Origin of the sequence: Oceanicaulis sp. LC35, assembly GCF_052055585.1 — a bacterium.
GTDB lineage: Bacteria > Pseudomonadota > Alphaproteobacteria > Caulobacterales > Maricaulaceae > Oceanicaulis.
In genome coordinates this window covers 1,363,057-1,389,354 of record NZ_CP170485.1, presented here as the reverse complement: position 1 = coordinate 1,389,354, position 26,298 = coordinate 1,363,057, and the positions used below count along the sequence as shown (strand labels likewise).

Here is a 26,298-nt window from a genome sequence, read left to right as displayed (position 1 = left end):
CCTTACACAGCGCCGCCCGGCCGGGCGCGCTGTTCAACCGCATCAGTCGCCAGACGGCGTCCCTGCCGGTCGACCTCCAACACAGTTTCAAAGTCAGATGGCTCGACCGAGGCGACGCCATCTTTCTCCCCTCGCTCCAGAGAGTCCGAGACGCATGCCGCGATGTCAAGAAAGCCAATCTGACCATTCAGAAAGGCGGCGACCGCCACTTCGTTGGCGGCATTGAAAATCGCCGGAGCACCCTTGCCGGCATCAAAGGCCGCGCGCGCCAGTCCGAGCGCCGGAAACCGCACAGGATCAGGTGCTTCAAAGGTCAGCTGGCTGAGCAATGCGAGGTCCAGACGCTCGACGGGTGTCTCGATCCGGTCCGGCCAGGCGAGCGCATGAGCGATCGGCGTACGCATGTCCGGCATGCCCAGCTGGGCGAGCATGCCGCCATCGGCATATTCGACAAGACCGTGGACGATGGATTCAGGATGCACCAGCACATCCACATCAGTCTGGGGCAACCCGAACAGATGACAGGCCTCGATGATCTCCAGCCCCTTGTTCATCATGGTCGCGCTATCGACCGAGATCTTCGCGCCCATGCTCCAGGTGGGATGGGCGACGGCTTGCGCCGGGCTGGCCTGGCCCATTTGCTCAAGCGTCCAGCCGCGGAAGGGCCCGCCGGATGCGGTCAGAATGATCCGGCGCACGCTGTCGCGTTGTTGCTCGTCAAACGCCTGGAAAATCGCGTTATGCTCAGAATCCACGGGCAGCAAACGCGCACCGGCATCATGCGCAGCGCGCATGAAAAGGTCTCCGGCGCAAACAAGCGCCTCCTTGTTGGCAAAGGCCACAGCCGCGCCCCGCTTGACCGCTTCCAGCGTCGGCGGAAGGCCTGCGGCCCCCACAATCGCCGCCATCACCCAGTCAGCGGATAACCGGGCGGCTTCACAGATGGCGTCCGGACCGGCGCCGCAGCGGATCGAGCTTCCCTTGAGCGCCGCTTCCAGTGCGGGACCCGCCTGAGGGGAGGCAACGGCGCAAAATTGCGCGCCCGTGCGGATCGCCAGCTGAGCCAGCTCATCCACCTGGGTATTCGCTGTCAACGCAACAACTTCGAACGTCCCTTCAGGCGCACGCTCGATCAGGTCCAGCGTTGCCCGACCAACCGATCCGGTCGCGCCCAGAATTGTGACTGTCCGAGCGCTCATGCGCTTCCTCCTGGCCATCCGCCCGGCCCGGCCCAGGCCCAGACGCCTGCGAACAGGGTCGCCAGCATCAGAGCGTCCACGCGATCGAGCACCCCGCCATGGCCGGGTATCACCGTACCCGCATCCTTGACGCCGAACCGGCGCTTGGCCAGCGACATCAGCAGGTCGCCTGCAACAGCGGTCACCGCCGTCGGCGCCGCCAGCAAAGCCCCGTGCCGCGGATCCCATCCCGCCCACCAGGCGGCGAACGCTCCGGCGATAACGCCGAATGCGAGCCCGGCGATCAGTCCGGCCCAGGTCTTGTTCGGGCTTGCAGCGGGCAACAGCTTCCAGCCGCCCAACCAGGATCCGGCCAGATAGGCGAAGGTGTCCGCCGCCCAGACCACGCTGATCAGGAACACGATACCGCCAAGCCCCGCCACGGATTCATGCCGCAAGGCCACAAGCAACGACGCGGCAAGCGCCACATAGGCCACGCCGAACAACGCCTCATACCCGCGATGACGGGGACGACGATCAGCGAAAGACGCCAGGGCGCCACCCAGAATCCAGACTGCAGCGCCATACACCTCCAGCTGAGCGGCCAGAAGCACGCCGCCGACCGCCGTGCCGGTCGCGATCGCGAACGCGCGCGGCGGCGCGTCCTTGTCCGACATCCGCACCCATTCCCAGGCCATGGCGGCGGCGAAAGCGGCGATGAAGATCGAGAACGCGACCCCGCCCCAGACAATCATGCCGAGCGCGATGGGCGCCAGCACCAGAGCTGACAGGACACGCCGGGAAAACATGGGATCGCCGCGATCGCGCCGTCCCCTTTTTCCCGGGCTCTCGGGAGCTGATTCATCAGCCATGACGCACGCCGCCATAGCGGCGGTCACGACTGGCGAATTCACTCAAGGCCTGCTCGAACGCCGCCTTGTCAAAGTCGGGCCAGAGCGTATCCATGAAGACAAACTCGGCATAGGCGGCCTGCCAGAGCAGGAAGTTGGATATGCGATGCTCGCCGCTGGTGCGGATCACGAGGTCCGGATCGGGCAAATCAGCCGTATCCAGATAGCGGGCGAAGTCCGTTTCTCTGACCCTGGACAGGTCACCGCCATGAGCTTCAGCCGCCAGACGCGCCGCACGGATGATTTCATCCCGCCCGCCATAGTTGAAAGCGATGTTCAGAAAGAAACGGTCATTTCCGGCCGTCTGGCGCTCGACCGAACCGATCAGCTTGAGCAATTCCTCGCCCAGCCCTTCTCGCCGTCCCAGGATACGTACGCGAACCCCCTCGGCGTGCAGCCGGTCGAGGTCGGCCGCCACGAACCGGCGCAGCAGCTCAAAGAGCGCCTCCACCTCGGCGGCGGGACGATTCCAGTTCTCTGTGGAGAAGCTGAACAGGGTGAGATAGCGCACGCCGAGCTCACCAGCGTTGCGCACAGCCTCGCGAACCGCCTCCACGCCCTTACGGTGTCCAAAGGCGCGCGGCCGCCCCCGAGACGCCGCCCAACGCCCATTGCCGTCCATGATGATGGCGACATGCTGCGGCGTCAGGCCGGACGGTTCGGTCTCGCTCATGGAAACGGCCCTCCCGCCGTCACGGGCGCCCGGTCAGAGCGCCCCCAATCAGACCTGGGTGATTTCTTCCTGCTTGGTCTTCAGCAGGGTGTCGATGGCGGCAACCTTGGTATCGGTCAGCTTCTGGATCTGGTCCGCCAGCTTCTTGTGCTGGTCTTCGCTGATCTCGCCGTCCTTCTCGTCCTTTTTGAGCTGGTCCATCCCGTCGCGGCGCACATTGCGCACAGCGATCCGGGCGTTCTCAGCGTAGGAACCTGCGGTTTTCGCCAGCTCCACTCGGCGCTCTTCGTTGAGCGGCGGGATCGGGATGCGCAGGGTTTCACCTTCAGAAACCGGGTTCAGACCCAGAGAGGAGTTGCGAATCGCCTTTTCCACAGCGCCTGCGAGAGACTTGTCCCAAACCGTGATGGTGACCATGCGCGGCTCGGGCACAGACACGTTGCCGACCTGGTTGATCGGGGTCAGCGCGCCATAGGCTTCCACCTTGATCGGGTCGAGCAGGCTGGCGCTGGCGCGTCCCGTGCGCAGACCGCCGAATTCCTTCTTCAGCGAGTCAATCGCGCCATCCATGCGGCGCTCGATGTCTTTGATGTCGAAACCGGACATGTCCGTGTCTCCCCTGTTTGTATCGGGCGCGTCTTAGCCGCCCACGACCGTGCAGACGCCCTCACCATCGAGAACCCGGGCGAGACCGCCCTGCTCACGGATGTTGAAGACCACGATCGGAATCTGGTTGTCGCGCATCAGCGTCACCGCCGATGCATCCATAACTTTCAGATCGCGCGCCAGAACGTCGATATAGTCAAGGCGCTCAAACCGTTCGGCCTGCGGATTCTTGCGCGGGTCATCATCATAGACGCCATCCACGCTGGTGCCTTTGAACAAGGCGTCACACCCCATTTCGGCAGCGCGCAGAGCAGCCGCCGTGTCGGTGGTGAAAAACGGATTGCCCGTGCCCGCCGCAAAGATCACCACGCGCCCGCGCTCCATATGGCGCACGGCGCGGCGTCGAATATAGGGTTCGCACACGGTGGTCATGGGAATGGCGGACTGAACGCGGGTCTGCACGCCGACGCGTTCCAGCGCCGTCTGCATGGCCAGGGCGTTCATCACGGTCGCGAGCATGCCCATATAGTCGGCTGCGGCGCGCTCCATGCCCTTGGCGGCGGCGGTAAGGCCGCGGAATATGTTTCCGCCGCCAATAACGAGACAAAGCTCGTAACCGGCTTCAACCGCCTCACCCACTTCGCGGGCAATGCGGTCGGCCGTGTTCATGTCGATGCCATAAGGCTGATCGCCCATCAGGGCTTCACCGGAAACCTTCAAAAGCACCCGCTTGTACGGGCCCTTAGGCGTTTTTGACGGTCGGTCCTCGGTGTCAGTCACGGCAATCTCCGCATGAATGCTGTCTTCAGATGGAATCCGGCCCGGACGTGTATACACAAGCCCGGGCCGAAAATCTTAGCCTTTGGCGACGGCTGCGACTTCTGCGGCGAAGTCTTCTTCTTTCTTTTCGACGCCTTCGCCCAGAACCATGCGGACAAAGCCGGTCAGTTCAATCGGGGCGCCCGCTTCGGCTTCAGCCGCTTTCACAGCTTCGCCAACGGTCTTGTCGGTGTCGAACACGAAGACCTGCTTGAGAAGCACGACTTCTTCGTAGAATTTGCGCAGGCGGCCTTCGACCATCTTCTCGATGATCTGCTCCGGCTTGCCGGATTCACGAGCCTGGCCCGCGAACACTTCACGCTCTTTCTCGACCACGGCCTGGTCCAGCTCGCCCTCATGGACGGCCAGAGCCGCTGCCGGGGACGCGGCTGCGACGTGCATCGCAATCTTGCGGCCCAGCTCGGCCAGAACGGCCTTGTCGCCTTCGGACTTCAGCGCAACCAGCACGCCGATCTTGCCCATGCCGTCGCCCGCTGCGTTGTGCACGTAAGCGGCCACAACGCCCGGATCCACGGACAGGGTTTCAACACGGCGGACAGACATGTTCTCGCCGATCTTGGCGATCAGGTCGGTCATGGTGTCGTCAACAGACTTGCCAGCGGAGGTCTGAGCCGATTTCAGCGACGCCAGATCGCCAGCATTGATCGCGAGGCCCGCGACTTCAGCAACAGCGTTCTGGAACAGCTCGTTACGAGCCACGAAGTCGGTTTCAGCGTTCACTTCGACCGCAGCAGCGGCCATGCCGGCGCCACGCTCTTCCGCTTTCACGGCCACCAGGCCTTCAGCCGCAACGCGGTCAGCCTTCTTGGCGGCCTTGGACAGGCCCTTTTTACGCAGCCAGTCGATGGCGGCTTCCATGTCGCCATCAACTTCCACGAGCGCCTTCTTGGCGTCCATCATGCCCGCGCCGGATTTATCGCGGAGCTCTTTGACGAGAGCGGCGGTGATCTGAGCCATGGGGAGGTCTCCTTGGATCGCGCTTTGGCGCTATTAGGATTTGGCGTCTTCAGCCGGCGCTTCAACAGCAGCGGCTTCTTCAGCTTTGGGTTCTTCAGCGGCGGCTTCGCCTTCGTCCAGGCCCAGCACGACGTCGCTCGGCATGTCGGATTCACCCAGATCCATGCCCAGAGCCGCCTGGCTGTCGGAGATGCCGTCCAGCACTGCGTCAGCGATCAGGTCGCAGTACAGCGACAGAGCGCGGGAGGCGTCATCATTGCCCGGGATCGGGAAATCGATCGGATCGGGGTCGCAGTTGGTGTCGACCACAGCCACAACCGGGATGCCAAGGCGCTTGGCTTCCTGAATGGCGATGGACTCCTTGTTGGTGTCGATCACGAACATCAGGTCCGGCGTGCCGCCCATTTCCTTGATGCCGCCCAGGGAACGCTCGAGCTTTTCACGCTCGCGGGTCAGCATCAGGATTTCTTTCTTGGTCAGACCGGTCGGGCCGCCTTCGGCGTCCAGAAGGGATTCCAGCTCGCGCAGACGCGCGATGGACTTGGAAATGGTCTGCCAGTTGGTGAGCGTGCCGCCCAGCCAGCGGTGGTTCATGTAGTATTGAGCGCAACGCGAAGCGGCTTGCGAGATCGGCTCGGCGGCCTGACGCTTGGTGCCCACGAACAGAACGCGACCGCCCTTGGCGGCGACTTCACGCACCTTCACCAGAGCCTGGTGCAGCATCGGAACGGTCTGCGACAGGTCAATGATGTGGATGTTGGCGCGTTCGCCGAAGATGTATTCTTTCATCTTCGGGTTCCAGCGGTGGGTCTGGTGACCAAAGTGACAGCCGGCTTCAAGCAGCTGGCGCATGGAGAATTCAGGGAGAGCCATGATTTCGGGTCCTTTTCCGGTTGGCCTCCACGGAGCGGAGCCGCGCCTCTTGCCCTTGAACCGAACCGGTCTTCAGACATGACTTGCGACACCGGAGCGACTTTTCACCATGAAAAGCCGAAGCTCCGCGTGCGGGATCGGGCGCGCTTATACGGGCATGAGGGCTTTGTAGCAAGCCATGAGAGCGGAGATTTCCGGCTTTGTTGCACGACAGGGCCGGTCTTTGTCAGCAAAGCCCGGACGGAAGGTCCGAACTAGAGCGTTTCCACCTCGAGAACGCCCGCCACCGCCTTGACGGCGGCGCGCGCCGCAGGATCCACGGCATGGCGTCCGGGCAAGCGCAACTCCGCCAGTCGACCATCAGAAAGCGGTACGATGAGATGGATGGAGCCCTTCACCGCGCCCTCGCGGTCATTCGCCCGGTCAATGCGCTTGCGCAAAGGTTCGAGCGCAGCCTGTTCGCCGACCCGGATCTTCAGCCCCTGCCCGATATGTTCAGCTGCGAACGGATCAATCGTATCCGCGCCATCAATGATTAGCCGCAAGCCTTCATCCTGCGCCTCGATCTTGGCGTTCACCAGAACCGAAGCGCCCGGCTCGATCACATCGCGAATCTCACGCAACACCTTGGGCGGCACCAGCGCCTCGAACTCACCTGATGGATCAGACAGGGTGACAAAGGCGAACTTCTCGCCTGACCGCTGGGAAACCTTCTCCTGACGACGACGCACCACGGCGGCCAGACGCGCCGCACGCGCGCCTTCCGCCGCCTTTGACGGCAGGTCGGCGAACACGACGACACCGCGACGCGCCAGAGCGGGCATCATGTCATCAAGCGGGTGGCCGGACAGGTAATAGCCAATCGCCGCCAGCTCTTCGTCCAGACGCCGAACCGGATCCCAGGGCTCGGGTTCGGGCAGATTGGGACGTTCAAGCTTCGTCCCGCCGCCCTCGCCGCCGCCGCCGAACAGGGAGGCCTGCGCGCTGTCGCGTTCTGACTGGGCGTTCTGGGACACCGACAGAAGAATTTCAGCCGAGGCGAGCGCCTTGGCGCGATCGGGCTCAAGCGTGTCGAAAGCGCCTGCTCTCGCCAGATTCTCGAACGCGCGCTTGTTCACCTGACGCGGATCCACACGCTCTGCGAAATCAAAGACGTCCTTGAACGGCCCGCCCGCCTTGCGCACGGCGGCCACATGCTCCATCGCCGAATAGCCTACATTGCGGATCGCGCCGAGCGCATAGCGGATACCACCGTGCTCGAGCGAGAAATCGGCTTCGGAGGCATTCACATCAGGCGGCAAGACCTCCAGCCCGATGCGTTTGGCTTCCTGGAAGAAGACGGCGAGCTTTTCGGTGTTGGCGCTATCAAGGCTCATCAGGCCGGCCATGAAGGCGGCAGGATGATTGGCCTTAAGCCAGCCGGTCTGGTACGCGATCAGGGCATAGGCGGCGGCGTGGGATTTGTTGAAGCCGTAACCGGCGAACTCGGCCACCAGGTCAAAGATATAATTCGCCTTCTCGCGCGACACGCCGCGCTTTTCCGCGCCCTCGTTGAAGCGCACGCGCTGCTGGTCCATCTCCTCTTTCTTCTTCTTGCCCATGGCGCGGCGAAGAAGGTCGGCTTCCCCGAGGGAATAGCCGGACAGGATCTGGGCGATCTGCATCACCTGTTCCTGATAGATGATGACCCCGTAGGTCTCTTTCAGGACAGGTTCGAGATCAGGATGGAGATAGTCAGGCTCGGCGCGGCCGAATTTGCGGTCCACATAGACATCGATATTCTTCATCGGCCCCGGCCGATAAAGCGAGATCAGAGCGATGATGTCCTCGATGCTGTCAGGCTTGAGCTTGCGCAGCGTGTCGCGCATGCCCGTACTTTCAAGCTGGAACACGCCGATGGACGCGCCTACGCCCAGAAGCTCGTAGGTCGCAGGATCCGTGAGGCTGATCGCGTCCATATCCGGACGCGCCTGCCCGGCGCTCTCGATATAGCTGAGCGCGCGGGAAATCACCGTCAGGGTCTTCAGCCCCAGGAAGTCGAACTTCACCAGCCCGGCCGGCTCCACCCATTTCATGTTGAACTGGGTGGCCGGAAGGTCTGACCGCGGGTCGCGATAGAGCGGCACAAGGTCGGTAAGCGGACGGTCCCCGATCACCACGCCGGCGGCGTGCGTGGACGCGTTCCGGAACAATCCCTCAAGCTGCAGCGCCACATTGATGAGACGGTCCACCATCTCGTCATTGCGCTGCATTTCCTGAAGCTTGGGCTCGGTCTTCACCGCTTCGGCCAGCGTGATGGGCTGAGCCGGATTGTTGGGCACCTGCTTGGCGATCCGGTCCACGAGACCGAAGGGCAGTTGCAGCACCCGGCCCACATCGCGCACCACGGCGCGCGCCTGCAGCGTACCGAAGGTGATGATCTGGGCCACCCGGTCCTGACCATAGCGCTCCTGCACATAGCGGATCACCTCGCCCCGACGGTCCTGACAGAAGTCGACGTCGAAGTCGGGCATGGAGACCCGTTCGGGGTTCAGGAAGCGTTCGAACAGAAGACCGAAGCGCAGTGGATCCAGGTTGGTGATGGTCAACGCCCAGGCGACCAGCGAGCCCGCGCCTGACCCCCGCCCCGGCCCCACAGGAATGTCATGCGCCTTCGCCCACTGGATGAAGTCCGACACGATCAGGAAGTAACCGGGAAAGCCCATCCGCTCGATGACGCCAAGCTCATAGTCGAGACGTTCGAAATAGGCGTCGCGCGTATCCGCGAGCTCGATCTTCGACAGACGGTCTTCAAGCCCGGCGATCGACCGGGCGCGCAATTCCTCCGCCTCGTTCCGATCCCCCTCCGTGGGGAAGCTTGGCAGGATGGGTTTGGAGGTGCGCGGTCGAAAGGCGCAACGCTGCGCAATCTCGATCGTATTGGCGATGGCTTCAGGCAGGTCCGCAAAGCGTTCGATCATCGCCGCGCCGGACTTGAAATCATGTTCGGCGGTCAGCTTGCGCCGATCATCCATGCTGACATAGGCGCCCTCGGAAATGCACAGAAGCGCATCATGGGCCTGATAGAGCTCGGAGCGGGGAAAGTGCGGCTCGTTGGTCGCCACAAGTGGCAGGTCCAGCGCATACGCGCGATCCACCAGCCAGTCTTCCGCCGTCACATCATCCGCACGGCCATGGCGCTGAAGTTCGAGATAGAGACGATCGGGGAAGCGCGCGCGCAAGCGATCCAGCAGCTCCTGCGCCGGGCCGGTCCGGCCAGCGCAGACATAGCGGTTCAGAACGCCATCAAAACCGCCTGTCAGACAGATCAGCCCGTCACTGAGCTCGAGCACCCTGTCGAACGGAACATGGGGTTCGTCCGTGGCCGCGACATCAAGATACGCCGCCGAGGACAGTTTCATCAGATTGGCGTAGCCCAGCTCTGACTGGGCCAGCAGAACCAGCGTGCCATCCGGACGGGAGCGCTCCCCCGGGCGCGGCTCCTCCACCTGGATGGAGAGCGTGACGCCAATAATGGGCTGGACGCCCTCGCCGGAGAGGACTTCAGAGAATTCAAGCGCGCCGAACAGATTGTTGCTGTCGGTGAGCGCGGCAGCCGGCATGGAGAAGGTCTTGCACAGCGCAGCCGTCTCCTTGATGCGGATGGCGCCCTCCAGAAGCGAGTACGGCGAACGAACACGCAGATGGACAAAGGGGGCATCGCTCACGGCAGGCGCTCCAGGTCAGGCGGAATCAGTCAGTCAGTGTAGACCCCGCCCCACTCAAAGGTCAGCCCGCGAGTGCGGCTGAGAGGCTGAGCGCGACAGCGATGAAGCCGACGATGACGGCGGCGGAGGTCATATCTTCGATCAGGTTACGCATGGGACAACTCCTTGATCAGCTGCCGTTAAAGCAGCTATTCCTGTTTTGTTCCATTGCATATTTTCTGCTTTTGTTCCGCCCGTCAAGCGGATTTTGATTCGTTCTTGAAAGCTGCGGAAAACCATCAGCTTAGAACATTTCCAGAACGAGAATCGAGCCGATTTCAGCCCTCGGCCCAGGCCACCACGCGCCCCTGATCGAGCGTCACCACCCGATCCATCCGGCCCGCGAGCTCGTGATTATGGGTCGCGATCAAGGCCGCCGCCCCTGCCTCACGACAGGCGCGCGCCAGCGCTTCGAACACCTGATCCGAAGTCGCGGGATCGAGATTGCCAGTGGGCTCATCGGCCAGAAGGATACGCGGCGCATTCACAAGCGCGCGCGCAATGGCGACCCGCTGCTGCTCGCCACCCGACAACTGGCCCGGCCGGTGACGCAGGCGACCGCCCAGCCCAAGCGCCGACAATTGCTGCTCGGCGGCTTCACGCGCCTCTTTCTGACTGGCCCCGGCGATCATGCGCGGCAGAGCCACATTATCGAGCGCGTCCAGCTCAGGCAGCAAATGGTGGAATTGATAGACAAACCCCACGTCACGACGCCGCAGGGCCGTCCGTTCCCGCTCTGACAGAGCCAGTCCGTTCAGGCCGCCAATCCAGACCTCGCCCTCATTGGGAGCCTCCAGCAGCGCCGCAGCGTGCAGGAGCGAGGACTTGCCCGATCCAGACGGCCCGACCAACCCCACCAGCTCGCCCGCATTCAGATCGAGATCCGCCTTGGTGAGCACCTCAAGGCGTTCGCCTTCAGTCTCGTAAATGCGAGTAATCCCTCGCAGGGAGAGCGCCGGTTTATTCATAACGCAGCGCCTCCACAGGATCGATGCGGCCTGCCCGCCAGCTGGGCGCCAGCGTGGCGATCAGCGCAGTGAAGAAGCCCCAGAAGGTCACGAAGCCCACCTCGCCCCAGTCCAGCCGCGCTGGCAGGCGATAGAGCGAATAGACGCTGGGATCGAACACATTCACGCCGCTTGCCCAGCTTACAAAGTCCTGGATCGGACCGATGCCGACCACAATGAGCAGCCCCAGCACCAGACCGCCCAACGTGCCCAGCACGCCTACAGCCGCGCCTGAAATCAGGAAGATGCGCATGATGGAGCCCTGGCTGGCGCCCATGGTGCGCAAGATGGCGATGTCACGGGTCTTGTTCTTCACCAGCATCACCAGACCGGAAATGATGTTCATGGCGGCGATGGCCACAATGATCGACAGGATCAGCCGCATGGCGACCCGTTCAACCTGCAGGGCGTTCCAGAACGCCTGGTTCTGCCGCCGCCAGTCAAACATCACGCTTCCCTGGGGGGCGATGGCGCGGATCGCCTCCATCACCGGCTCGGGTGCATCGGGATTGGCGATGCGGACATCAATGTAATCGCCCTGGGCGGACTTGTTGAAGAACAAGGCGGCCTGTTCCAGCGGCATGTAGATCAGGATCTGATCGAGATCCTGAACCCCCACGCTGAGAAGCCCGCCAATGGTGTAGGACTTTGAGCGCGGCGTCATGCCGAGCGCCGTGTTCGCGCCCTGGGGCGAGATCAGCCGGACCTGGTCGCCCACGCCCACGCCCAGCTGGTTGGCCATCACGGTGCCCATGATGATGATGTCGCCGCCATGCCGGCCCTCGCCAAACTGGGCGATTGACCCGGAGACGAGCCCGCCGCCAGCGTTTTCTGCGCCATGCGCGCCCGTGATGAGATCAAAGCGGGCGAGGTCTTCAGGGCGGACACCGGAGACCGATGCGAAAGTCGCCGAGCGGCCTGACGTCACCAGCGCCTGTCCGGTCGCAACCGGCCCCGCCTGACGCACCCCCTCCAGCTCGCGGATACGGTCCGCCAGGGTCAGAGACGTCTCGGCCTGATCCACAGGAACGGTGACATAGATATGCGGCTGAACGCCCAGAAGCCGCGTCAGCAATTCATGCCGGAAGCCGTTCATCACGCTCATGACGCTGATCAGCGCCGCCACGGCGAGCATGATGCCGACAAAGGAAATGATGGAGATCAGGGTGACGCCGCCATGCTTGCGCCTTGCCCGCAAATATTTGAACGCCAGAAGGAATTCATAGCGGGAAAACGGCGCCGCGCCCGATTGCGGGGCAGCTTCGGTCGCGGCGGCGTCTGAACTCACTTGAATGCGCCCTCCACAAGGCGATTGACGGCGTCTTCAAGGCTCAGCTCAAGGCGCTCGCCGCTGGCGCGGATCTTCACCTCGGCCTTGCCCTCTTTCAAACCACGCGGCCCCACGATCACCTGATAGGGCACGCCAATCAGGTCCATGGTCGCAAACTTCGCGCCCGCGCTCGCACCGGTATCATCCAGCAAAGGCTCCAGCCCGGCGGCATCCAGCTTGGCGTATATCTCGTCCGCCGCTTTGGAGCAGTCCGAATCGGCTGCGCGCATATTGATCACGCCCGCGCCAAACGGCGCGACGGCTTCAGGCCAGATCACGCCGTTCTCGTCATGGCTGGCCTCGATGATCGCGCCCAGAAGACGTGACACGCCAACACCATAAGAGCCCATATGAACCGCCGTATCCTTGCCATCAGGTCCGGCGACCAGCGCCTTCATCGGGTCCGAATACTTGGTGCCGAAATTGAAGATATGGCCCACTTCAATGCCGCGGGCGGAGAGACGACGCTCTTGCGGCACTTCAGTTTCAAAGCGCGCGGCGTCATGCATTTCCTCGGTCGCGGCGTACAGAGCTGTGCGTTGATCCACATAGGGCTGCAGATCGCCGTCGAAATCCACCTCGCCCGGAGCCGCCATATCCACCAGACGGGAGTCGCAGAACACCTCGCTCTCGCCGGTTTCAGCCAGGATGATGAACTCGTGCGAAAGATCGCCGCCAATGGGCCCGGTATCAGCGCGCATCGGCACAGCCTTCAGCCCCATGCGCGAGAAGGTGTTCAGGTAGGCTACAAACATTTTGTTGTAAGCCTTTACCGCACTTTCGTAATCCAGATCGAAGGAATAGGCGTCCTTCATCAGGAATTCGCGCCCCCGCATGACGCCAAACCGCGGGCGGATCTCGTCACGGAACTTCCACTGGATATGATAGAGGATCTTCGGCAGGTCCTTGTAGGAGTGGCAATAACCCCGGAAGATCTCCGTGATCATCTCCTCATTGGTCGGTCCGTACAGAAGATCGCGCTCATGGCGATCCACGATGCGCAGCATCTCCTTGCCATAATCGTCATAGCGACCGCTTTCGCGCCACAAATCGGCAGGCTGCAGGGTCGGCATCAGAAGCTCGATCGCCCCGGCCCGGTCCTGCTCTTCACGCACAATCTTCTCGATCTTGCGCAGGACCCGAAGCCCCAGCGGCAGCCAGGCGTAAATCCCCGCCGCTTCCTGGCGGATCATGCCGGCGCGCAACATGAGCTGATGAGAGACGATCTGCGCGTCAGAGGGAGTTTCCTTCAGAACGGGCAGGAAATAGCGAGACAGGCGCATGGGAAGAATCCGGCGTGAATGAAAAACTGCGGAACCCCACGATTAGACTTAGCGTTGGCTAAGAACAAGCCATCCCTGCGCACCGTATGCGGGTGATCTCACATGGCGTCCGGTAAAGAGACCCGCCACATGAGCAACGGTTCTGACGACACCGCCCCCTCGTCGCCTTCAAGGAGCCTGACCATCGCCCGGCTGTTCGCGGGCATGGCGATGTTTGGTTCCGCGACACCGGTGAGCAAGATCGTCACCCAGGCTGCGCCGGTCTTTATCGCATCCCTGCTCCGCGTCGGACTGGGCGCGCTTTTCCTGGCACCCCCCGCCTATGTCAAGCGGGCGCACATTTCAGACATCAGCATTGGTGACTGGATTAGGATTGGCCTCATTGCTGTGTTCGGAATGGTCGGCTTTTCCGCCTTCATGCTCTACGGCATGCGGCTCGCGTCTGGCGTGACGGGCGCGATTGTGATGAGCACAACGCCCGCCGTAACAGCGGCGGCATCAATGATATTTCTGGGCGATCAGGCCAGTTGGCGCAAACTCACCGCCATCGCCCTCGCCGTTCTGGGCGTTCTCATTCTCCAGCTCGGCGCGTCATTGAATGAAACCGAAGGCGCGCTTCTGGGCGGCGCACTCGTGTTCGCCGCAGTGTGTTGTGAAAGCACCTATACGCTTCTGGGCAAGACGCTGACGAAATCCATCGACCCGGTGCTGGTGACGTTTCTCGCCTCGGCCCTGTCCATACCGCTGTTCGTACCGCTGGCGCTCTGGCAGTGGCCAAACTTCACGCCACAGGACTTTGACGCAGGCGTATGGAGCGCTTTGATCTGGTATGGGGTAGGCACGCTCGCGCTCGGTAGCTGGCTCTGGTATGCGGGCGTTCAGAAAGCGGAAGGGTCAACAGCCGCGGCCTTTATGGGCGTCATGCCGGTCTCCGCGCTAGTCCTCTCCTACATGCTTCTGGGCGAAGCGTTTCGCTGGGTCCACCTGGCTGGATTCGCCGTCGTATTCGCTGGCGTCCTGCTGATGAGCTGGGAGCACGCCTCAATGTCGGAGGGAGGTGCGGAAGAAGGCTGACCCTATTCGTATTCCACGAAGGCCGGGCCCCAGGGGATGGAATCCAGGCTGATCAGTCCAAATTCCAGAATGCAGAACAGGACCAGCCAGACACCGGCCGCCAGGACGGCGGCGAGCCACATCTTTTCCTTGATGCGTGGCGAGACGGGGGCTCCGGGTTCTGAGCCTTCAACGACTTCACCATCCTCGAACTGGCCGCGCACCTGAAGCGGCAGCGAGCCGAGAAACAGCATCCACCAGGAAATGAGGTAGATCACGACGCCCGTGACCACGCCCACGCCCCGATCAGGCAGGAAGCCCTGGGCGATCCAGATCACAAAGACGAGGCCCAGAAGGGCGTATTCGGCGATCCGTCTCAATGACCGCCCTCACCGTCATAAAGCGCCGGATCCTGCATCAGCTCGACCAGCACGCCGCCCGTATCCTTGGGATGGACGAAAATCACCGGCACGCCATGGGCGCCGATATACGGTTCGCCCGTGCCCAGCACGCTGGCGCCGCGCTCGACCATGGCGTCACGGGCTTTGACGATATCAGCGACCTCAAAGCACATATGGTGCTGGCCGCCCTTGGGGTTTTTCTCGAGGAATTTGTGGATCGGGCTTTGCTCGCCCAGAGGCTCGATCAGCTCGATCTGCATGTTCGGCAAGGTCACGAAGACGACGCGAACGCCCAGATGCGGGAAGTCCTTGGCTTCGGTGCGTTCGGTGACGCCATAGAGTTGGGCGTAGACCTTCGCCGCCGCTTCAACATCAGTCGTTGCTACACCCACATGGTTCAAACGTCCGAGCTTCATCCTGGCATCTCCCGAATTCAAACGGTCAGAACAATGGCTTCCACATGGGGCTTCTTGCCCCAGATGCGGCTGGCCTCCCGGCGCACGCCCCGGCGAATGGCTTCCTCGACAGCCCCCGCATCCCGGCGATCACGGCGATCAAGGCGCTTGAACGCGGCTTCCGCGGCATCGGCCAGATCATCGAGGAAGTCATCGAGATCATACTCATAGGTCGCAGCCACGCCCATGGCGCGCACATCAATCTCGGACACCAGATTGCCGTCCGCCAGCACCGCCGCCACGGTCAGATGGCCGTTATAGGCCATGCGCCGACGTTCCTTGATGGACTCTGCATCCGCATCGACAAGGAAGTTGCCGTCCACATGCATCCGCCCGGCCGGGGCCTCGTCCACGATGGACGCGCCGTCCTGGGTGATGCGGATGATCGACCCGTTGCGCGGCACCAGAGCATTGGGCACCTGAAGATCGCGCGCCAGCTGGGCGTGTTCCACCAGGTGGCGGTATTCGCCGTGAACCGGGATCGCCGTTTTGGGTTTGGCCCAGGCGTACATCTGGCGCAGCTCATCCCGGCACGGGTGGCCGGAAACGTGAATATGCTCGTCGCGTTCGGTGATGATCTTCACCCCGCGCTCGGCCAGCCTGTTCATCAGATCAAAGATGCCGCGCTCATTGCCCGGAATGATCCGGGACGAGAAAATCACGCTGTCACCTTTACTTAGCGTGACATTGCGATGTGATCCTTCAGCAATGCGCGACAGCGCCGCACGCGGCTCACCCTGGGATCCGGTGCACAGAAGCAGCACCTTGTCGGGCGGGAAATAGCCGATTTCCTCTTCCTCGATGAAGGGCTGGCAATCGGCCAGAAGGCCCACGGCTTTCGCGGCCTGGGTCATGCGGTGCATGGACCGACCCACCAGGCAGACCCGGCGGCCATTGGCCTCGCCGGCGCGGATTGCGGTCTCAAGCCGGGCGACGTTGGAGGCGAAAGCGGCGATCGCCACCCGGCCTTCCTGCTGGCCAACAAGCTCGATCAGATTGTCGCGCACATCGGCTTCAGAACCGGACTCGCCCTCGGTGAAAACATTGGTGCTGTCACACACCATCGCCATCACGCCCTCTTCGCCAGCCGCCTCAAGCGCGGCGACATCGGTGGAATTGCCGATCAGCGGTTCGGGGTCGATCTTCCAGTCGCCGGTATGAAGCACCGTGCCGACGGGCGTACGGATGATCAGGCCGTTAGGTTCGGGGATGGAGTGGGTCAGCGTGACCAGCTGCATATCGAACGGGCCAAGCTCGAACCGCGTATGCAGGCCGATCTCGTGCAGTTCCGCCTCTCCCATAAGCCCGTGCTCGGCCAGACGGTCACGCATCAGCCAGGCGGTGAAGGGCGTCGCGTAGATCGGACACTCAAGCTGACGCCACAAATGCGCCACGGCGCCCATATGGTCCTCGTGGGCGTGGGTCAGCACAATGCCCAGAAGCTGGTGCTTGCGCTCCACGATAAAGCGCGGATCAGGCGTAATGATATCAATGCCGGGCGTCGTAAGATCGCCAAAGGTCACGCCGCAATCGACGATGATCCATTTGCGGTCTTCCTCGGGACCGAACCCGTAAAGGTTCAGGTTCATCCCGATTTCGCCCGAGCCGCCAAGCGGTACGAAATAAAGCGCGTTGTCGTCCTGGCTCATCAGACCGATGCCCCCTCGCCCTGAGGCGCATTGCGTTTCCAGATTTCCAGGAGGCCCCGCATGGTCAGATCAGGGTCATAATGGTCGATGGTCCGGGCCGCCCCCTCGAACAGGGAGACGACGCCGCCAGTTGCGATAACAGTCATGGGTTGGCCGTACTCGGCTTTGAGCCGCGTCACAAGCCCGTCGATGAGATCAACATAGCCCCAGAACACGCCCGACTGCATGGCGCCGACCGTATCCTTGCCCATAACCCGTTGAGGTTTCTCGATGGCGATGCGCGGCAGACGCGCCGCCGCCTGGTGCAGCGCCTGCATGGACAGGTTGATGCCCGGCGCAATGATGCCGCCTTCAAAGTTTCCGTCCGCTGACACGACGTCGAACGTGGTGGCGGTGCCGGAATCCACGATGATCATCGCGCCGTCATAGACGACACGTCCGCCAAGCGCGTTGACCAGACGGTCCGCACCCGCCTCTTCCGGACGCGGCAGGTTCACCCCGACGCCCAGATCCACATGCGCATCCCCCACGACCACCGGCTCGGCGCCGATATAGCGCCGCGCCAGATTGCGCAGGTTGAACAGCGATTGCGGCACCACGGACGAGATCACGCAACCCTTTAAGTCTTGCAGACTAAGGCCTTGCAATTGCAACAATTGCTGGAGCCAGACCGCATACTCGTCTGCGGTGCGAGTCGAATAGGTCGCCGTGCGCCATTGCGCGCGCCAGCCCTCGCCGTCATGCACTGCAAACAGAGTGTTGGTGTTGCCGCAATCGATCGCGAGAAGCATAAACAGGCTCCTGAAGACGGCGCGTCAGGACGGCGCGCCGGGGAAAAACACATCACCCGCCGAGATAAAGCGCCGGCCGCCATCTTTCAAATCAAGACGCAGCGAGCCGTCGGGCCCGAGATCGGCGAACACGCCTTCCAGCGTCTCATGATCCAGACGCACGACGCAGCGCTCTCCCAGACCGTGTACGCGTGACAGCCAGGATTCGCGGATCGGCGTGAAGCCATCCTGCGCCCAGCGGTTCAGCCAGAAATCAAAGCGTTGGGACAAACGCTCTGCGGCGTTCTCGATAGAGATATCACCGCCATGGACATGAAGATCCGTCGCGGGTCGTTCAGAGTCTGCAGGGTGATTGGCGAGATTGACGCCAATCCCCACAGCCAGCCACAGCCCGCCCCGGATATGCTGTCCGGATTCCAGCAGGATGCCGCTGACCTTGTGGCCATGAACCAGAACGTCGTTGGGCCATTTCAGAGTAACGGCTTCAGGCCCGATCACGCTGGCGCAGAGATCACCGACCGCCAGAGCCGCCGCAAAGGACAGCTGGGCCGCCCGCGCCGGATCGCAATCAAGCCGGTACAGCCCGGTGGTGAAGAGATTGCCGATGTCGGAGGCCCAGGGACGGCCTCGACGGCCGCGCCCGGCGCTCTGGCGGCGCGCAACGATCCACAAGGGACCGGTTGCGCCCGCAAGAGCCTGACGCTTGGCCTCCTCGTTGGTGGAGTCCAGCGTCTCGAAATACCGGATGGGCAGGTCGGGCTGACTAGCCGCCAATGCCCGCCCCGGCGTTCATCACCAGGGCGATGATCACGCCCACGACCGGCATGGAGACAGCAATCAGCGCCGCAAGGCGGGAAATGATCGCGGCCCCGGTCGGAGCCGGCAGGAAGTCGCCATTCGGCTCATCGAACCAGATCACCTTGATGACCCGCAGATAGTAAGCGATCGAGACCGTCGAGAAGATCACGGCCAGAACCACCAGCCAGATCAGACCGGCCTGCACGGCAGCGTAGAACACGAACAGCTTTCCGAAGAAGCCGATCATGAACGGCATGCCGCCAATGGAGAACATCAGCGCAGTCATGGACCAGGCCAGCGCCGGACGCGTCTGGGACAGGCCGGCCAGATCCTCGATCCGTTCCACCATGCCTTCAGAACGGCGCATGGACAGGATGACAGCGAACGCGCCTGCTACGCCGATCACATAGAGGGTCATGTAGAACAGCACAGACCACAGGCCGAGCGCCGTACCGGCGGACAGGCCGACCAGCACATAGCCCATATTGCCGATCGAGGAGTAACCCATCAGACGTTTGATGTTTGTTTGCATCAGCGCGCCGAACGAGCCGAACGCCATCGACAGCACCGCCATCACCATGGTGACCTGCTGCCATTGCTCGGTCATCGGGCCGAAGGGCTCCATCAGCACGCGGGCCAGCAACACCATGGCGGCCAGCTTGGGCGCGGTGGCGAAGAAGGCCGCGACCGGGGTCGGCGCGCCTTCATAGACGTCCGGGGTCCACATGTGGAACGGCGCGGCGGAAACCTTGAAGGCCAGCCCCGCGACCACAAACACGAGACCGAACAGCAAGCCCAGATTCTGGGAGCCTTCCGCCGCCGCGACCGCGATGGCGTCAAAGCTGGTCGAGCCGGAGAACCCGTAAACAAGCGAAGAGCCGTACAGCAGGAGACCCGAGCTGAGCGCGCCCAGCACGAAGTATTTCAGGCCGGCTTCCGACGCGCGAAGGGAGTCGCGGTTGAAGGCGGCGAGCACGTAGAGCGCCAGTGATTGCAGCTCAAGACCCAGATAGAGGGTGATAAGGTCATTGGCCGACACCATGAAGCTCATGCCCAGGACGGCGAGCGTCACCAGCACCGGGAACTCGAAGCGAGCGAGCTGTTCGGTGCGCAGATAATGACCGGCCAGCACCAGCGCGACCGCACCAGCAAGGTAGACCGCCGTCTTGGCGTACATGGCGAAGGAGTCGAGCACGAAAGCGCCGTGGAAAGCGGTTCCGCCCGGCCCTTGCGCTTTCCAGACAGAAACGCCCGCCGCGGCGATCAGCAACACAGTCGCCAGCGTCATGATGCGTTGGGCGGCCTTGGCTTCACCCTTGGTGTAGACCCCGATCAGCAACAACGCCATTGCGCCAATAGCGAGCAGAAGCTCCGGCGTCAGCAGTTGAAGGTCAGCGAGCAGCGTGGAAACAGTCATGTCCTGTCCTTGCTAGTGCGCAGCGGTTTCAGCCGGAGCGGCTTCGGCGGCAGGCGCCTCAACCGTCTGTGCGGACTGGTAGTGCTGAATGAGTTGGTCCACGGAAGCGCGGGTGGTGTCGGTGATCGGCGTGGAGAAGAAGCCGAAATAGACCGCCAGAACCGCCAGAACGCCCAGATTGATCCATTCACGGAAGTTCAGATCGGTCGCGGTTTCCAGCTTGGGATTGGTGATCACGCCGAAGACGACCTTCTTGTAGGCGACCAGCATGTAGACCGCCGAGAAGATCACGCCGAGCGCAGCGCCGGCCGCAACCCGCGGATCGACCTGGAAGGCGCCCGTCATGGTCATGATCTCGCCGATGAAGCCCGACGTGCCCGGCAGGCCCACATTGGCCATGGCGAACAGGCCGAAGACGGCGGCATAGACCGGCATCTTGTGCACCAGACCGCCATAGAAGGAGATCTCGCGGGTGTGGAAGCGGTCATAGATCACGCCGATGCACAGGAAGAGCGCGGCGGAGATCACGCCGTGGCTGAGCATCTGGAAGATCGCGCCCTGCACCCCGAGCTCGGTCATCGTGAAGATGCCAAGGGTCACGAAACCCATGTGCGCGACAGATGAATAGGCGATCAGCTTCTTGATGTCGGTCTGGCGGAAGGCGATCAGCGAGGTGACCACGATCGCGATGATTGACAGGATGAACACCATCGGCGCGAAGAACTCGCTGGCGTTGGGGAACATCGGGATCGAGAAGCGCAGGAAGCCGTAGCCGCCCAGCTTCAGCAAGATGCCCGCCAGGATCACCGAGCCCGCCGTCGGCGCCTGCACGTGGGCGTCCGGCAGCCAGGTGTGTACCGGCCACATCGGCATCTTCACCGCGAAGGAAGCGAAGAAGGCCAGCCACAGCCAGATCTGAAGATCACGGGCGAACGGATGCGCCAGCAGCACTTCGATGTCTGTCGTGCCCACCTGGGTGAACATCACGATCATCGCGGCCAGCATCAGAACCGAGCCGAGGAAGGTGTAGAGGAAGAATTTGAACGCCGCGTAGATCCGGTTCTGACCGCCCCAGACGCCGATGATCAGGAACATCGGGATCAGGGAGCCTTCAAAGAAGATGTAGAACAGGAACATGTCGAGCGCGCAGAACACGCCGATGACCAGCGTCTCCAGCAGCAGGAAGGCGGCCATATAGTCGGTGACGCGCTTGTCGATCTTCCAGCTGGACAGGATGCAGATCGGCATAAGGAACGCCGTCAGCACCACGAACAGCACCGAAATGCCGTCCACGCCCATCTTGTAGGAAATGCCGAGCGCCGGCAGCCAGGGTAGATTTTCCACAAACTGGAAGCCCGCCTGACCGGCGTCGAAATCCGCCAGCATCAGCAAGGAGAGCACGAACACGAAGCCCGTCACGAACAGCGCGATGCCCTTGGCGTTGCGGTCCACCACGTCGCCCTCCTCGGAGCGAACGAACGCGCGCAGCAGGAGGATCGCCACCGCCCCGAGGGCCGGCAGGAAGGTGATGGCGGAGAGGATGGGAAGTTGACTCAGCATGAGACCCTACGCTCCAGCGCCAGCGATCAGCCACAGGGCCAGTCCAAGGACCCCGATAAGCATCACGAATGCATAGTGATAGAGATAGCCGCTCTGCAGCTTGGCGATACGGCGGGCCGAGGACAGCGCCGTGGCGGCGATGCCGTTCGGGCCCAGCCCGTCGATGATCTTCTGGTCGCCGAACTTCCAGAACACATCCCCGAGCACGCGCGTCGCACGTACGAAGGTGGCGTTGTAGATCTCGTCCACATACCACTTGTTGGACAGGAAGCGGTGCAGCGGACCGTTATTGGCGGCGATGCGGCGCGGCAGTTCGGGGTTGGCCATGTAGAAGTACCAGGCCAGCACGAAACCGAGCAGCGTCACAACGAACGGGCTGAACAGCACCCAGGTCGGCGGGTGATGGCCATGATGTTCGGCGTCAGCGCCTTCACCATGGTCATCCGCGCCAGCGACGGCGTGGCTGTCACCATGAGCGTCTGCGGCGTCAACAGCATGTTCCTGGGCGGCGTGCGCCTCGTCCTCGGACATGGCCGCTTCCAGCGATGCGGCTTCCGCCTCGCTGAGCTCGACGCCATGCTCGGTCGCATGGCTCTGGCCATAGTCTTCCATCAGGTGACCGTAATTGCCCTCGGCGTACGGACCTGCCGGCAGGCTTTCTTCCCAGAAGGTCAGAGCGCCCTTGCCCACGAAGTCGGACTTGAAGACCGCGCCGGCGAACAGGGCGCCGACCGCCAGGAAGACCAGCGGGATCAGCATGACCGGGCCGCTTTCATGGGCGTGCTTGAGCACTTCAGGCTCGCCCCGGTGCTTGCCGTGGAAGGTCATGAAGATCAGACGCCAGGAATAGAAGCTGGTGAGGCCGGCCGCGATGACGCCGATCCAGAAGGCGAACATGCCGAAGGCGACGCCGTCCTGGCCCATCATGAAGGCTTCCTCGATGATCATGTCCTTCGAGTAGAAGCCCGCAAAACCGATGCCCAGCAGCGGAATGCCCACGCCCGTCAGCGCCAGCGTACCGATGATCATCATGATCCAGGTGATCGGCAGTAGCTTGTAGATGCCACCCATATTGCGCATGTCCTGCTCGTCGTGCAGCCCGTGAATGACCGAGCCTGCGCCGAGGAACAGAAGCGCCTTGAAGAAGGCGTGCGTGAACAGGTGGAACATGGCCGCCGAATACAGGCCCAGGCCCGCCGCGAAGAACATGTAGCCCAGCTGCGAACAGGTCGAGTACGCGATCACGCGCTTGATGTCGTTCTGCGCCAGCCCCACGGTCGCGGCGAACAGAGCCGTCGTCGCGCCGATGAAGGTGATGAAGGCGGAGGTGTTCGGCGCCAGTTCGAAAATGGCGTGCGCGCGGCAGACCAGGAACACGCCTGCGGTCACCATGGTGGCGGCGTGGATCAGCGCGGAAACCGGCGTCGGGCCTTCCATCGCGTCCGGCAGCCAGACGTGGAGGAAGAACTGGGCCGATTTGCCCATGGCGCCGATGAACAGCAGGAAGCCGATCAGCTCGAGCACCTGGAAGTTCATGCCGAAGAAGGCGATCGTCTCTTCCGCCATGGCCGGAACCTGGGCGAAGACCTCGTCAAACTGCAGCGAACCGAAGACCAGATAGATCGCCATAATGCCGAGCGCGAGGCCGAAATCGCCGACGCGGTTGGTCACGAACGCCTTGATGGCGGCGCTGGTGGCGCTGTCCTTCTGGTACCAGAACCCGATCAGCAGATAGGAGGCGAGACCCACGCCTTCCCAGCCGAAGAACATCTGGATGAAGTTGTCCGCGGTCACCAGCGACAGCATCGCGAAGGTGAAGAGCGACAGATAGGAGAAGAAGCGCGCACGGTGCGGATCGTGGGACATGTAGCCCCAGGAATAGACGTGCACCAGCGAGGACACCGAAGTGATCACGACCAGCATGACCGACGACAGCGTGTCCAGGCGGATCGCCCAGTTGATCTCGAAATTGCCGACCGCCATCCACTGCGCCAGCTCGATGGTGCGCGCATTGCCGTTGACGGCGACGTCAAAGAACAGCGCGATGGAGCACAGGGCGGCGGAGATGGTCGCACCGGTGGTGATGATCTGGGCCAGACGGTCCCCGATCTGCTTTTGCAGCAGACCGGCGATCGCAGCAGCCAGAAGCGGGGCGAAGACGACGATATAAGCCATGACCGTGCGCTAGCCCTTCATCAGGTTGACGTCGTCAACCGCGATGTCGCCGCGGTTGCGGAAGAAGACGACGAGGATGGCGAGACCGACCGCGGCCTCGGCGGCGGCGACGGTCAGGATGAACATGGCGAACACCTGGCCGGTGAGGTCTCCGAGATGGGCGGAGAAAGCGACCATGTTGATGTTCACCGACAAGAGGATGAGTTCGATCGACATCAGAAGGATGATGACGTTCTTGCGGTTCACGAAGATCCCGAACACGCCAATGGTGAACAGGATCGCCGCGAGGGCGAGGTAATGACCCAATCCGATTTCAAGCATCAGCCAATCCCCTCGCCGCTCTTGATGTCGACGATTTCAACGGAGTCTTCGCGCTTGCGGTTCACCTGGGCGTGCATGTCCTGACGCTTGACGCCATCGCGATGGCGCAGGGTCAGAACGATGGCGCCAATCATGGCGACCAGCAGCACGAGGCCCGCAATCTGGAAGAACAGGACGTAACGGTCGTAGATGAGCGCGCCGAGCGCGGCGACATTCGTCATGTCCTCCGGCGTCGGCGATTGCAGCGCGGCGGAGGCGCTGTCGGCGCTGACCCAGCTCAGCCCGGTCATCGCCAGGATGCCGGCCAGCGCAAGCGCCACAACCCCGCCCAGCGGCGCGTGATTGATGAAGCCTTCCTTGAGCTGGGCGAAGTCGATGTCGAGCATCATCACCACGAACAGGAAGAGCACCGCGACCGCGCCCACATAGACGATGACCAGGATCATCGCCAGGAACTCGGCCCCCAGAAGGACGAACAGCCCCGCCGCCGAGAAGAAGGCGAGGATCAGGAACAGGACCGCCCGAACCGGGTTTTTGGCGATCACCACCATCAAGGCGGAGAGCACCGCGGTCGCTGAGAGAATGTAGAAGGCCGCTGCTGACAGCACTGTTGCCCCCCTTGCGGGCGACGAGCGAGGCTCGCCGGACTGAGATCAAGTGGAGCTGGAGAGAATCCCCAGCCCCGGTATGGAGTCGCGCGCCGTAATAGCGTTAGCGATAGCGCGCGTCGAGTTCGAGGTTCCGAGCGATTTCACGTTCCCAACGATCACCGTTGTCGAGGAGCTTCGCCTTGTCGTAGTAAAGCTCTTCGCGGGTTTCGGTGGCGAACTCGAAGTTCGGGCCCTCAACGATTGCATCCACCGGGCATGCCTCCTGGCAGTAACCGCAATAGATGCATTTGGTCATGTCGATGTCGTAACGCGTGGTGCGGCGGGAGCCGTCAGCGCGCGGTTCGGCCTCGATGGTGATGGCCTGGGCCGGACACACCGCTTCGCACAGCTTGCAGGCGATGCAACGCTCTTCGCCATTGGCGTAGCGACGCAAGGCGTGCTGGCCGCGGAAACGCGGGCTCAGGCGTCCCTTTTCAAAGGGATAGTTGATGGTCGGCTTCTTGCGGAAGAAGTACTTCATGCCGAGTGCGAACGCGCCCCAGAAGTCCATCAGGGCGGCGCCGCGCAGGGTTTGTGCAATCCGGCTCATGTCAGATCCTAAGCCCCTTAAGCAGCGTTCGAGTAGACGACGATGGCGCCCATCACGGCGACGGCGGCCAGCGAGGTCGGCAGGAAGATTTTCCAGCCCAGACGCATCAGCTGGTCATAGCGGTACCGGGGCACCAGCGCCTTGACCATGGCGAACATGAAGAAGAAAGCCACGACCTTGATGGCGAACCAGAACACCGGGGGCACCCAGGTGAACGGCGCGAAATCAAACGGCGCATGCCAGCCGCCCATGAACAGGACGGTCATGAGGGCGCACATCAGAACGATGTTGAGATATTCGCCGATCATGAACAGCAGGTACGGGGTGGAGGAGTATTCCACCTGATAACCGGCCACCAGTTCGGATTCCGCCTCGGGAAGGTCGAACGGCGGACGGTTGGTTTCCGCCAGCGCCGAGATGAAGAAGATCACGAACATCGGAACGGTAATCACGAAAGTCGGCCACGGCAGCATGTCGAACGACAGCACGTGCCAGTTCCAGAAGCCGCCCGCCTGCGCCTCAACGATGTCAGACAGGTTCATGCTGCCCACCATCAGAAGGATGGTGACGAGCACGAAGCCGATGGACACCTCGTAGGAGACCATCTGCGCCGCCGAGCGCAGAGCGCCGAGGAACGGGTATTTCGAGTTGGACGCCCAACCGCCGATGATGATGCCGTACACCCCGAGCGAGCTGATCGCGAAGATGTACAGGATGCCCACATTAAGGTCGGAGATGACCCAGCCCGGCGCCACGGGGATCACGGCCCAGGTAATGAAGGCGAAAACCAGGGTCATCAGCGGCGCAAGGATGAACAGCGGGCGGTCCGCGCCGGCGGGGACGATGATTTCCTTGAGCACGAACTTGATGAAGTCGGCAAAGGACTGCAGCAGACCGAACGCGCCGACCGTGTTCGGCCCCTTGCGCATCTGAACCGCCGCCCAGACCTTGCGGTCCATCAGCAGCAGGAAGGCCAGCGAGAGCAGCAGGACGACCATGAAGCCCAGGATCTGGCCGACAGACGCCAGCGTGCCCAAAAGCGGTCCCCATTGGGTGACGAAATCGTACATGCGC

At 62.5% G+C, this 26,298-nt stretch carries 24 protein-coding genes; 1 reads left to right on the top strand and 23 read right to left on the bottom strand.

Annotated features, from left to right (window positions below; genetic code table 11):
* Positions 1-2: 2 nt before the first annotated feature.
* The 11 genes from dxr to proS form a co-directional block, all read right to left on the bottom strand.
* Positions 3-1,199 carry a 1-deoxy-D-xylulose-5-phosphate reductoisomerase gene (gene dxr, locus ACFELO_RS06550; protein ID WP_440959737.1) on the bottom strand — a complete coding sequence of 399 codons (1,197 nt, stop codon included), beginning with the start codon at positions 1,197-1,199 and terminating at the stop codon, positions 3-5.
* Positions 1,196-1,987: a phosphatidate cytidylyltransferase gene (locus ACFELO_RS06545; protein ID WP_440959736.1), complete on the bottom strand. Its 792-nt coding sequence runs from the start codon at positions 1,985-1,987 to the stop codon at positions 1,196-1,198. The genes dxr and ACFELO_RS06545 overlap by 4 nt, the downstream gene beginning before the upstream one ends.
* A 55-nt stretch (positions 1,988-2,042) precedes the next feature.
* On the bottom strand, positions 2,043-2,762 hold the full coding sequence (gene uppS, locus ACFELO_RS06540) for a polyprenyl diphosphate synthase (protein WP_440959735.1): 720 nt from the start codon (positions 2,760-2,762) through the stop codon (positions 2,043-2,045).
* Positions 2,763-2,810: 48 nt separating this feature from the next.
* Complete coding sequence (gene frr / locus ACFELO_RS06535) at positions 2,811-3,368, bottom strand: ribosome recycling factor (protein WP_440959734.1); 558 nt, start codon at positions 3,366-3,368, stop codon at positions 2,811-2,813.
* 33 nt (positions 3,369-3,401) lie between these two features.
* Positions 3,402-4,148: a UMP kinase gene (gene pyrH / locus ACFELO_RS06530; RefSeq protein WP_292982011.1), complete on the bottom strand. Its 747-nt coding sequence runs from the start codon at positions 4,146-4,148 to the stop codon at positions 3,402-3,404.
* A gap of 75 nt (positions 4,149-4,223) precedes the next feature.
* Positions 4,224-5,165 (bottom strand): translation elongation factor Ts, encoded by a 942-nt coding sequence (tsf, locus tag ACFELO_RS06525; protein WP_440959733.1) that lies wholly within the window; start codon positions 5,163-5,165, stop codon positions 4,224-4,226.
* A 33-nt stretch (positions 5,166-5,198) separates the two neighbouring features.
* Positions 5,199-6,038 (bottom strand): 30S ribosomal protein S2, encoded by an 840-nt coding sequence (rpsB, locus tag ACFELO_RS06520; protein WP_440959732.1) that lies wholly within the window; start codon positions 6,036-6,038, stop codon positions 5,199-5,201.
* A 254-nt stretch (positions 6,039-6,292) separates the two neighbouring features.
* Positions 6,293-9,745, bottom strand: coding sequence for a DNA polymerase III subunit alpha (gene dnaE / locus ACFELO_RS06515; protein ID WP_440959731.1), 3,453 nt, complete (start codon positions 9,743-9,745; stop codon positions 6,293-6,295).
* 317 nt (positions 9,746-10,062) lie between these two features.
* The gene (locus ACFELO_RS06510) at positions 10,063-10,752 is read right to left on the bottom strand and encodes an ABC transporter ATP-binding protein (protein WP_440959730.1); all 690 of its coding nucleotides are present in this window, start codon (positions 10,750-10,752) and stop codon (positions 10,063-10,065) included.
* Complete coding sequence (locus tag ACFELO_RS06505) at positions 10,745-12,079, bottom strand: lipoprotein-releasing ABC transporter permease subunit (RefSeq protein ID WP_440959729.1); 1,335 nt, start codon at positions 12,077-12,079, stop codon at positions 10,745-10,747. Before ACFELO_RS06505 ends, ACFELO_RS06510 begins: the two co-directional genes overlap by 8 nt.
* A complete protein-coding gene (proS, locus tag ACFELO_RS06500) occupies positions 12,076-13,404 on the bottom strand; it encodes a proline--tRNA ligase (RefSeq protein ID WP_440959728.1) in 1,329 nt (442 codons plus the stop codon). Before proS ends, ACFELO_RS06505 begins: the two co-directional genes overlap by 4 nt.
* A 129-nt stretch (positions 13,405-13,533) precedes the next feature.
* Here proS and ACFELO_RS06495 point away from each other — a divergent pair, with 129 nt between their 5' ends.
* Entirely contained in the window at positions 13,534-14,478 is a 945-nt protein-coding gene (locus ACFELO_RS06495; RefSeq protein ID WP_440959727.1) for a DMT family transporter, read from the top strand.
* 2 nt (positions 14,479-14,480) lie between these two features.
* On the opposite strand, the gene ACFELO_RS06490 is transcribed toward ACFELO_RS06495, so the two are convergent.
* The 12 genes from ACFELO_RS06490 to nuoH form a co-directional block, all read right to left on the bottom strand.
* Positions 14,481-14,837, bottom strand: coding sequence for a DUF1467 family protein (locus ACFELO_RS06490; protein WP_440959726.1), 357 nt, complete (start codon positions 14,835-14,837; stop codon positions 14,481-14,483).
* Positions 14,834-15,274, bottom strand: coding sequence for a methylmalonyl-CoA epimerase (mce, locus tag ACFELO_RS06485; RefSeq protein ID WP_440959725.1), 441 nt, complete (start codon positions 15,272-15,274; stop codon positions 14,834-14,836). Before mce ends, ACFELO_RS06490 begins: the two co-directional genes overlap by 4 nt.
* Positions 15,275-15,291: 17 nt before the next feature.
* The gene (locus tag ACFELO_RS06480) at positions 15,292-16,962 is read right to left on the bottom strand and encodes a ribonuclease J (RefSeq protein ID WP_440959724.1); all 1,671 of its coding nucleotides are present in this window, start codon (positions 16,960-16,962) and stop codon (positions 15,292-15,294) included.
* Entirely contained in the window at positions 16,962-17,753 is a 792-nt protein-coding gene (locus ACFELO_RS06475) for a type III pantothenate kinase (RefSeq protein WP_440959723.1), read from the bottom strand. Before ACFELO_RS06475 ends, ACFELO_RS06480 begins: the two co-directional genes overlap by 1 nt.
* A gap of 24 nt (positions 17,754-17,777) precedes the next feature.
* Positions 17,778-18,527, bottom strand: a complete 750-nt coding sequence (locus ACFELO_RS06470) for a biotin--[acetyl-CoA-carboxylase] ligase (RefSeq protein ID WP_440959722.1) — start codon at positions 18,525-18,527, stop codon at positions 17,778-17,780.
* Positions 18,517-19,968, bottom strand: a complete 1,452-nt coding sequence (gene nuoN / locus ACFELO_RS06465) for an NADH-quinone oxidoreductase subunit NuoN (RefSeq protein ID WP_440959721.1) — start codon at positions 19,966-19,968, stop codon at positions 18,517-18,519. Before nuoN ends, ACFELO_RS06470 begins: the two co-directional genes overlap by 11 nt.
* A 12-nt stretch (positions 19,969-19,980) precedes the next feature.
* Positions 19,981-21,528, bottom strand: coding sequence for an NADH-quinone oxidoreductase subunit M (locus ACFELO_RS06460; protein ID WP_440959720.1), 1,548 nt, complete (start codon positions 21,526-21,528; stop codon positions 19,981-19,983).
* Positions 21,529-21,534: 6 nt separating this feature from the next.
* Positions 21,535-23,703, bottom strand: a complete 2,169-nt coding sequence (nuoL, locus tag ACFELO_RS06455) for an NADH-quinone oxidoreductase subunit L (protein WP_440959719.1) — start codon at positions 23,701-23,703, stop codon at positions 21,535-21,537.
* A 9-nt stretch (positions 23,704-23,712) separates the two neighbouring features.
* Positions 23,713-24,024 (bottom strand): NADH-quinone oxidoreductase subunit NuoK, encoded by a 312-nt coding sequence (nuoK, locus tag ACFELO_RS06450; RefSeq protein ID WP_009800975.1) that lies wholly within the window; start codon positions 24,022-24,024, stop codon positions 23,713-23,715.
* A complete protein-coding gene (locus ACFELO_RS06445) occupies positions 24,024-24,632 on the bottom strand; it encodes an NADH-quinone oxidoreductase subunit J (RefSeq protein WP_440959718.1) in 609 nt (202 codons plus the stop codon). Before ACFELO_RS06445 ends, nuoK begins: the two co-directional genes overlap by 1 nt.
* 103 nt (positions 24,633-24,735) lie before the next feature.
* Positions 24,736-25,224, bottom strand: coding sequence for an NADH-quinone oxidoreductase subunit NuoI (gene nuoI, locus ACFELO_RS06440; RefSeq protein ID WP_440959717.1), 489 nt, complete (start codon positions 25,222-25,224; stop codon positions 24,736-24,738).
* A 17-nt stretch (positions 25,225-25,241) separates the two neighbouring features.
* Positions 25,242-26,294, bottom strand: a complete 1,053-nt coding sequence (nuoH, locus tag ACFELO_RS06435) for an NADH-quinone oxidoreductase subunit NuoH (protein WP_440959716.1) — start codon at positions 26,292-26,294, stop codon at positions 25,242-25,244.
* Positions 26,295-26,298 lie beyond the last annotated feature (4 nt).

Bases quoted from the DNA above. Each gene is read 5' to 3' on its own strand.
- dxr (WP_440959737.1), bottom strand. From the start codon at position 1,199: ATGAGCGCTCGGACAGTCACAATTCTGGGCGCGACCGGATCGGTTGGT.
- rpsB (WP_440959732.1), bottom strand. From the start codon at position 6,038: ATGGCTCTCCCTGAATTCTCCATGCGCCAGCTGCTTGAAGCCGGCTGT.
- frr (WP_440959734.1), bottom strand. From the start codon at position 3,368: ATGTCCGGTTTCGACATCAAAGACATCGAGCGCCGCATGGATGGCGCG.
- ACFELO_RS06495 (WP_440959727.1), top strand. From the start codon at position 13,534: ATGAGCAACGGTTCTGACGACACCGCCCCCTCGTCGCCTTCAAGGAGC.
- ACFELO_RS06480 (WP_440959724.1), bottom strand. From the start codon at position 16,962: ATGAGCCAGGACGACAACGCGCTTTATTTCGTACCGCTTGGCGGCTCG.
- uppS (WP_440959735.1), bottom strand. From the start codon at position 2,762: ATGAGCGAGACCGAACCGTCCGGCCTGACGCCGCAGCATGTCGCCATC.
- tsf (WP_440959733.1), bottom strand. From the start codon at position 5,165: ATGGCTCAGATCACCGCCGCTCTCGTCAAAGAGCTCCGCGATAAATCC.
- ACFELO_RS06510 (WP_440959730.1), bottom strand. From the start codon at position 10,752: ATGAATAAACCGGCGCTCTCCCTGCGAGGGATTACTCGCATTTACGAG.
- nuoL (WP_440959719.1), bottom strand. From the start codon at position 23,703: ATGGCTTATATCGTCGTCTTCGCCCCGCTTCTGGCTGCTGCGATCGCC.
- mce (WP_440959725.1), bottom strand. From the start codon at position 15,274: ATGAAGCTCGGACGTTTGAACCATGTGGGTGTAGCAACGACTGATGTT.
- ACFELO_RS06460 (WP_440959720.1), bottom strand. From the start codon at position 21,528: ATGCTGAGTCAACTTCCCATCCTCTCCGCCATCACCTTCCTGCCGGCC.
- nuoN (WP_440959721.1), bottom strand. From the start codon at position 19,968: ATGACTGTTTCCACGCTGCTCGCTGACCTTCAACTGCTGACGCCGGAG.
- ACFELO_RS06475 (WP_440959723.1), bottom strand. From the start codon at position 17,753: ATGCTTCTCGCGATCGATTGCGGCAACACCAACACTCTGTTTGCAGTG.
- nuoH (WP_440959716.1), bottom strand. From the start codon at position 26,294: ATGTACGATTTCGTCACCCAATGGGGACCGCTTTTGGGCACGCTGGCG.
- ACFELO_RS06545 (WP_440959736.1), bottom strand. From the start codon at position 1,987: ATGTTTTCCCGGCGTGTCCTGTCAGCTCTGGTGCTGGCGCCCATCGCG.
- nuoI (WP_440959717.1), bottom strand. From the start codon at position 25,224: ATGAGCCGGATTGCACAAACCCTGCGCGGCGCCGCCCTGATGGACTTC.
- proS (WP_440959728.1), bottom strand. From the start codon at position 13,404: ATGCGCCTGTCTCGCTATTTCCTGCCCGTTCTGAAGGAAACTCCCTCT.
- nuoK (WP_009800975.1), bottom strand. From the start codon at position 24,024: ATGCTTGAAATCGGATTGGGTCATTACCTCGCCCTCGCGGCGATCCTG.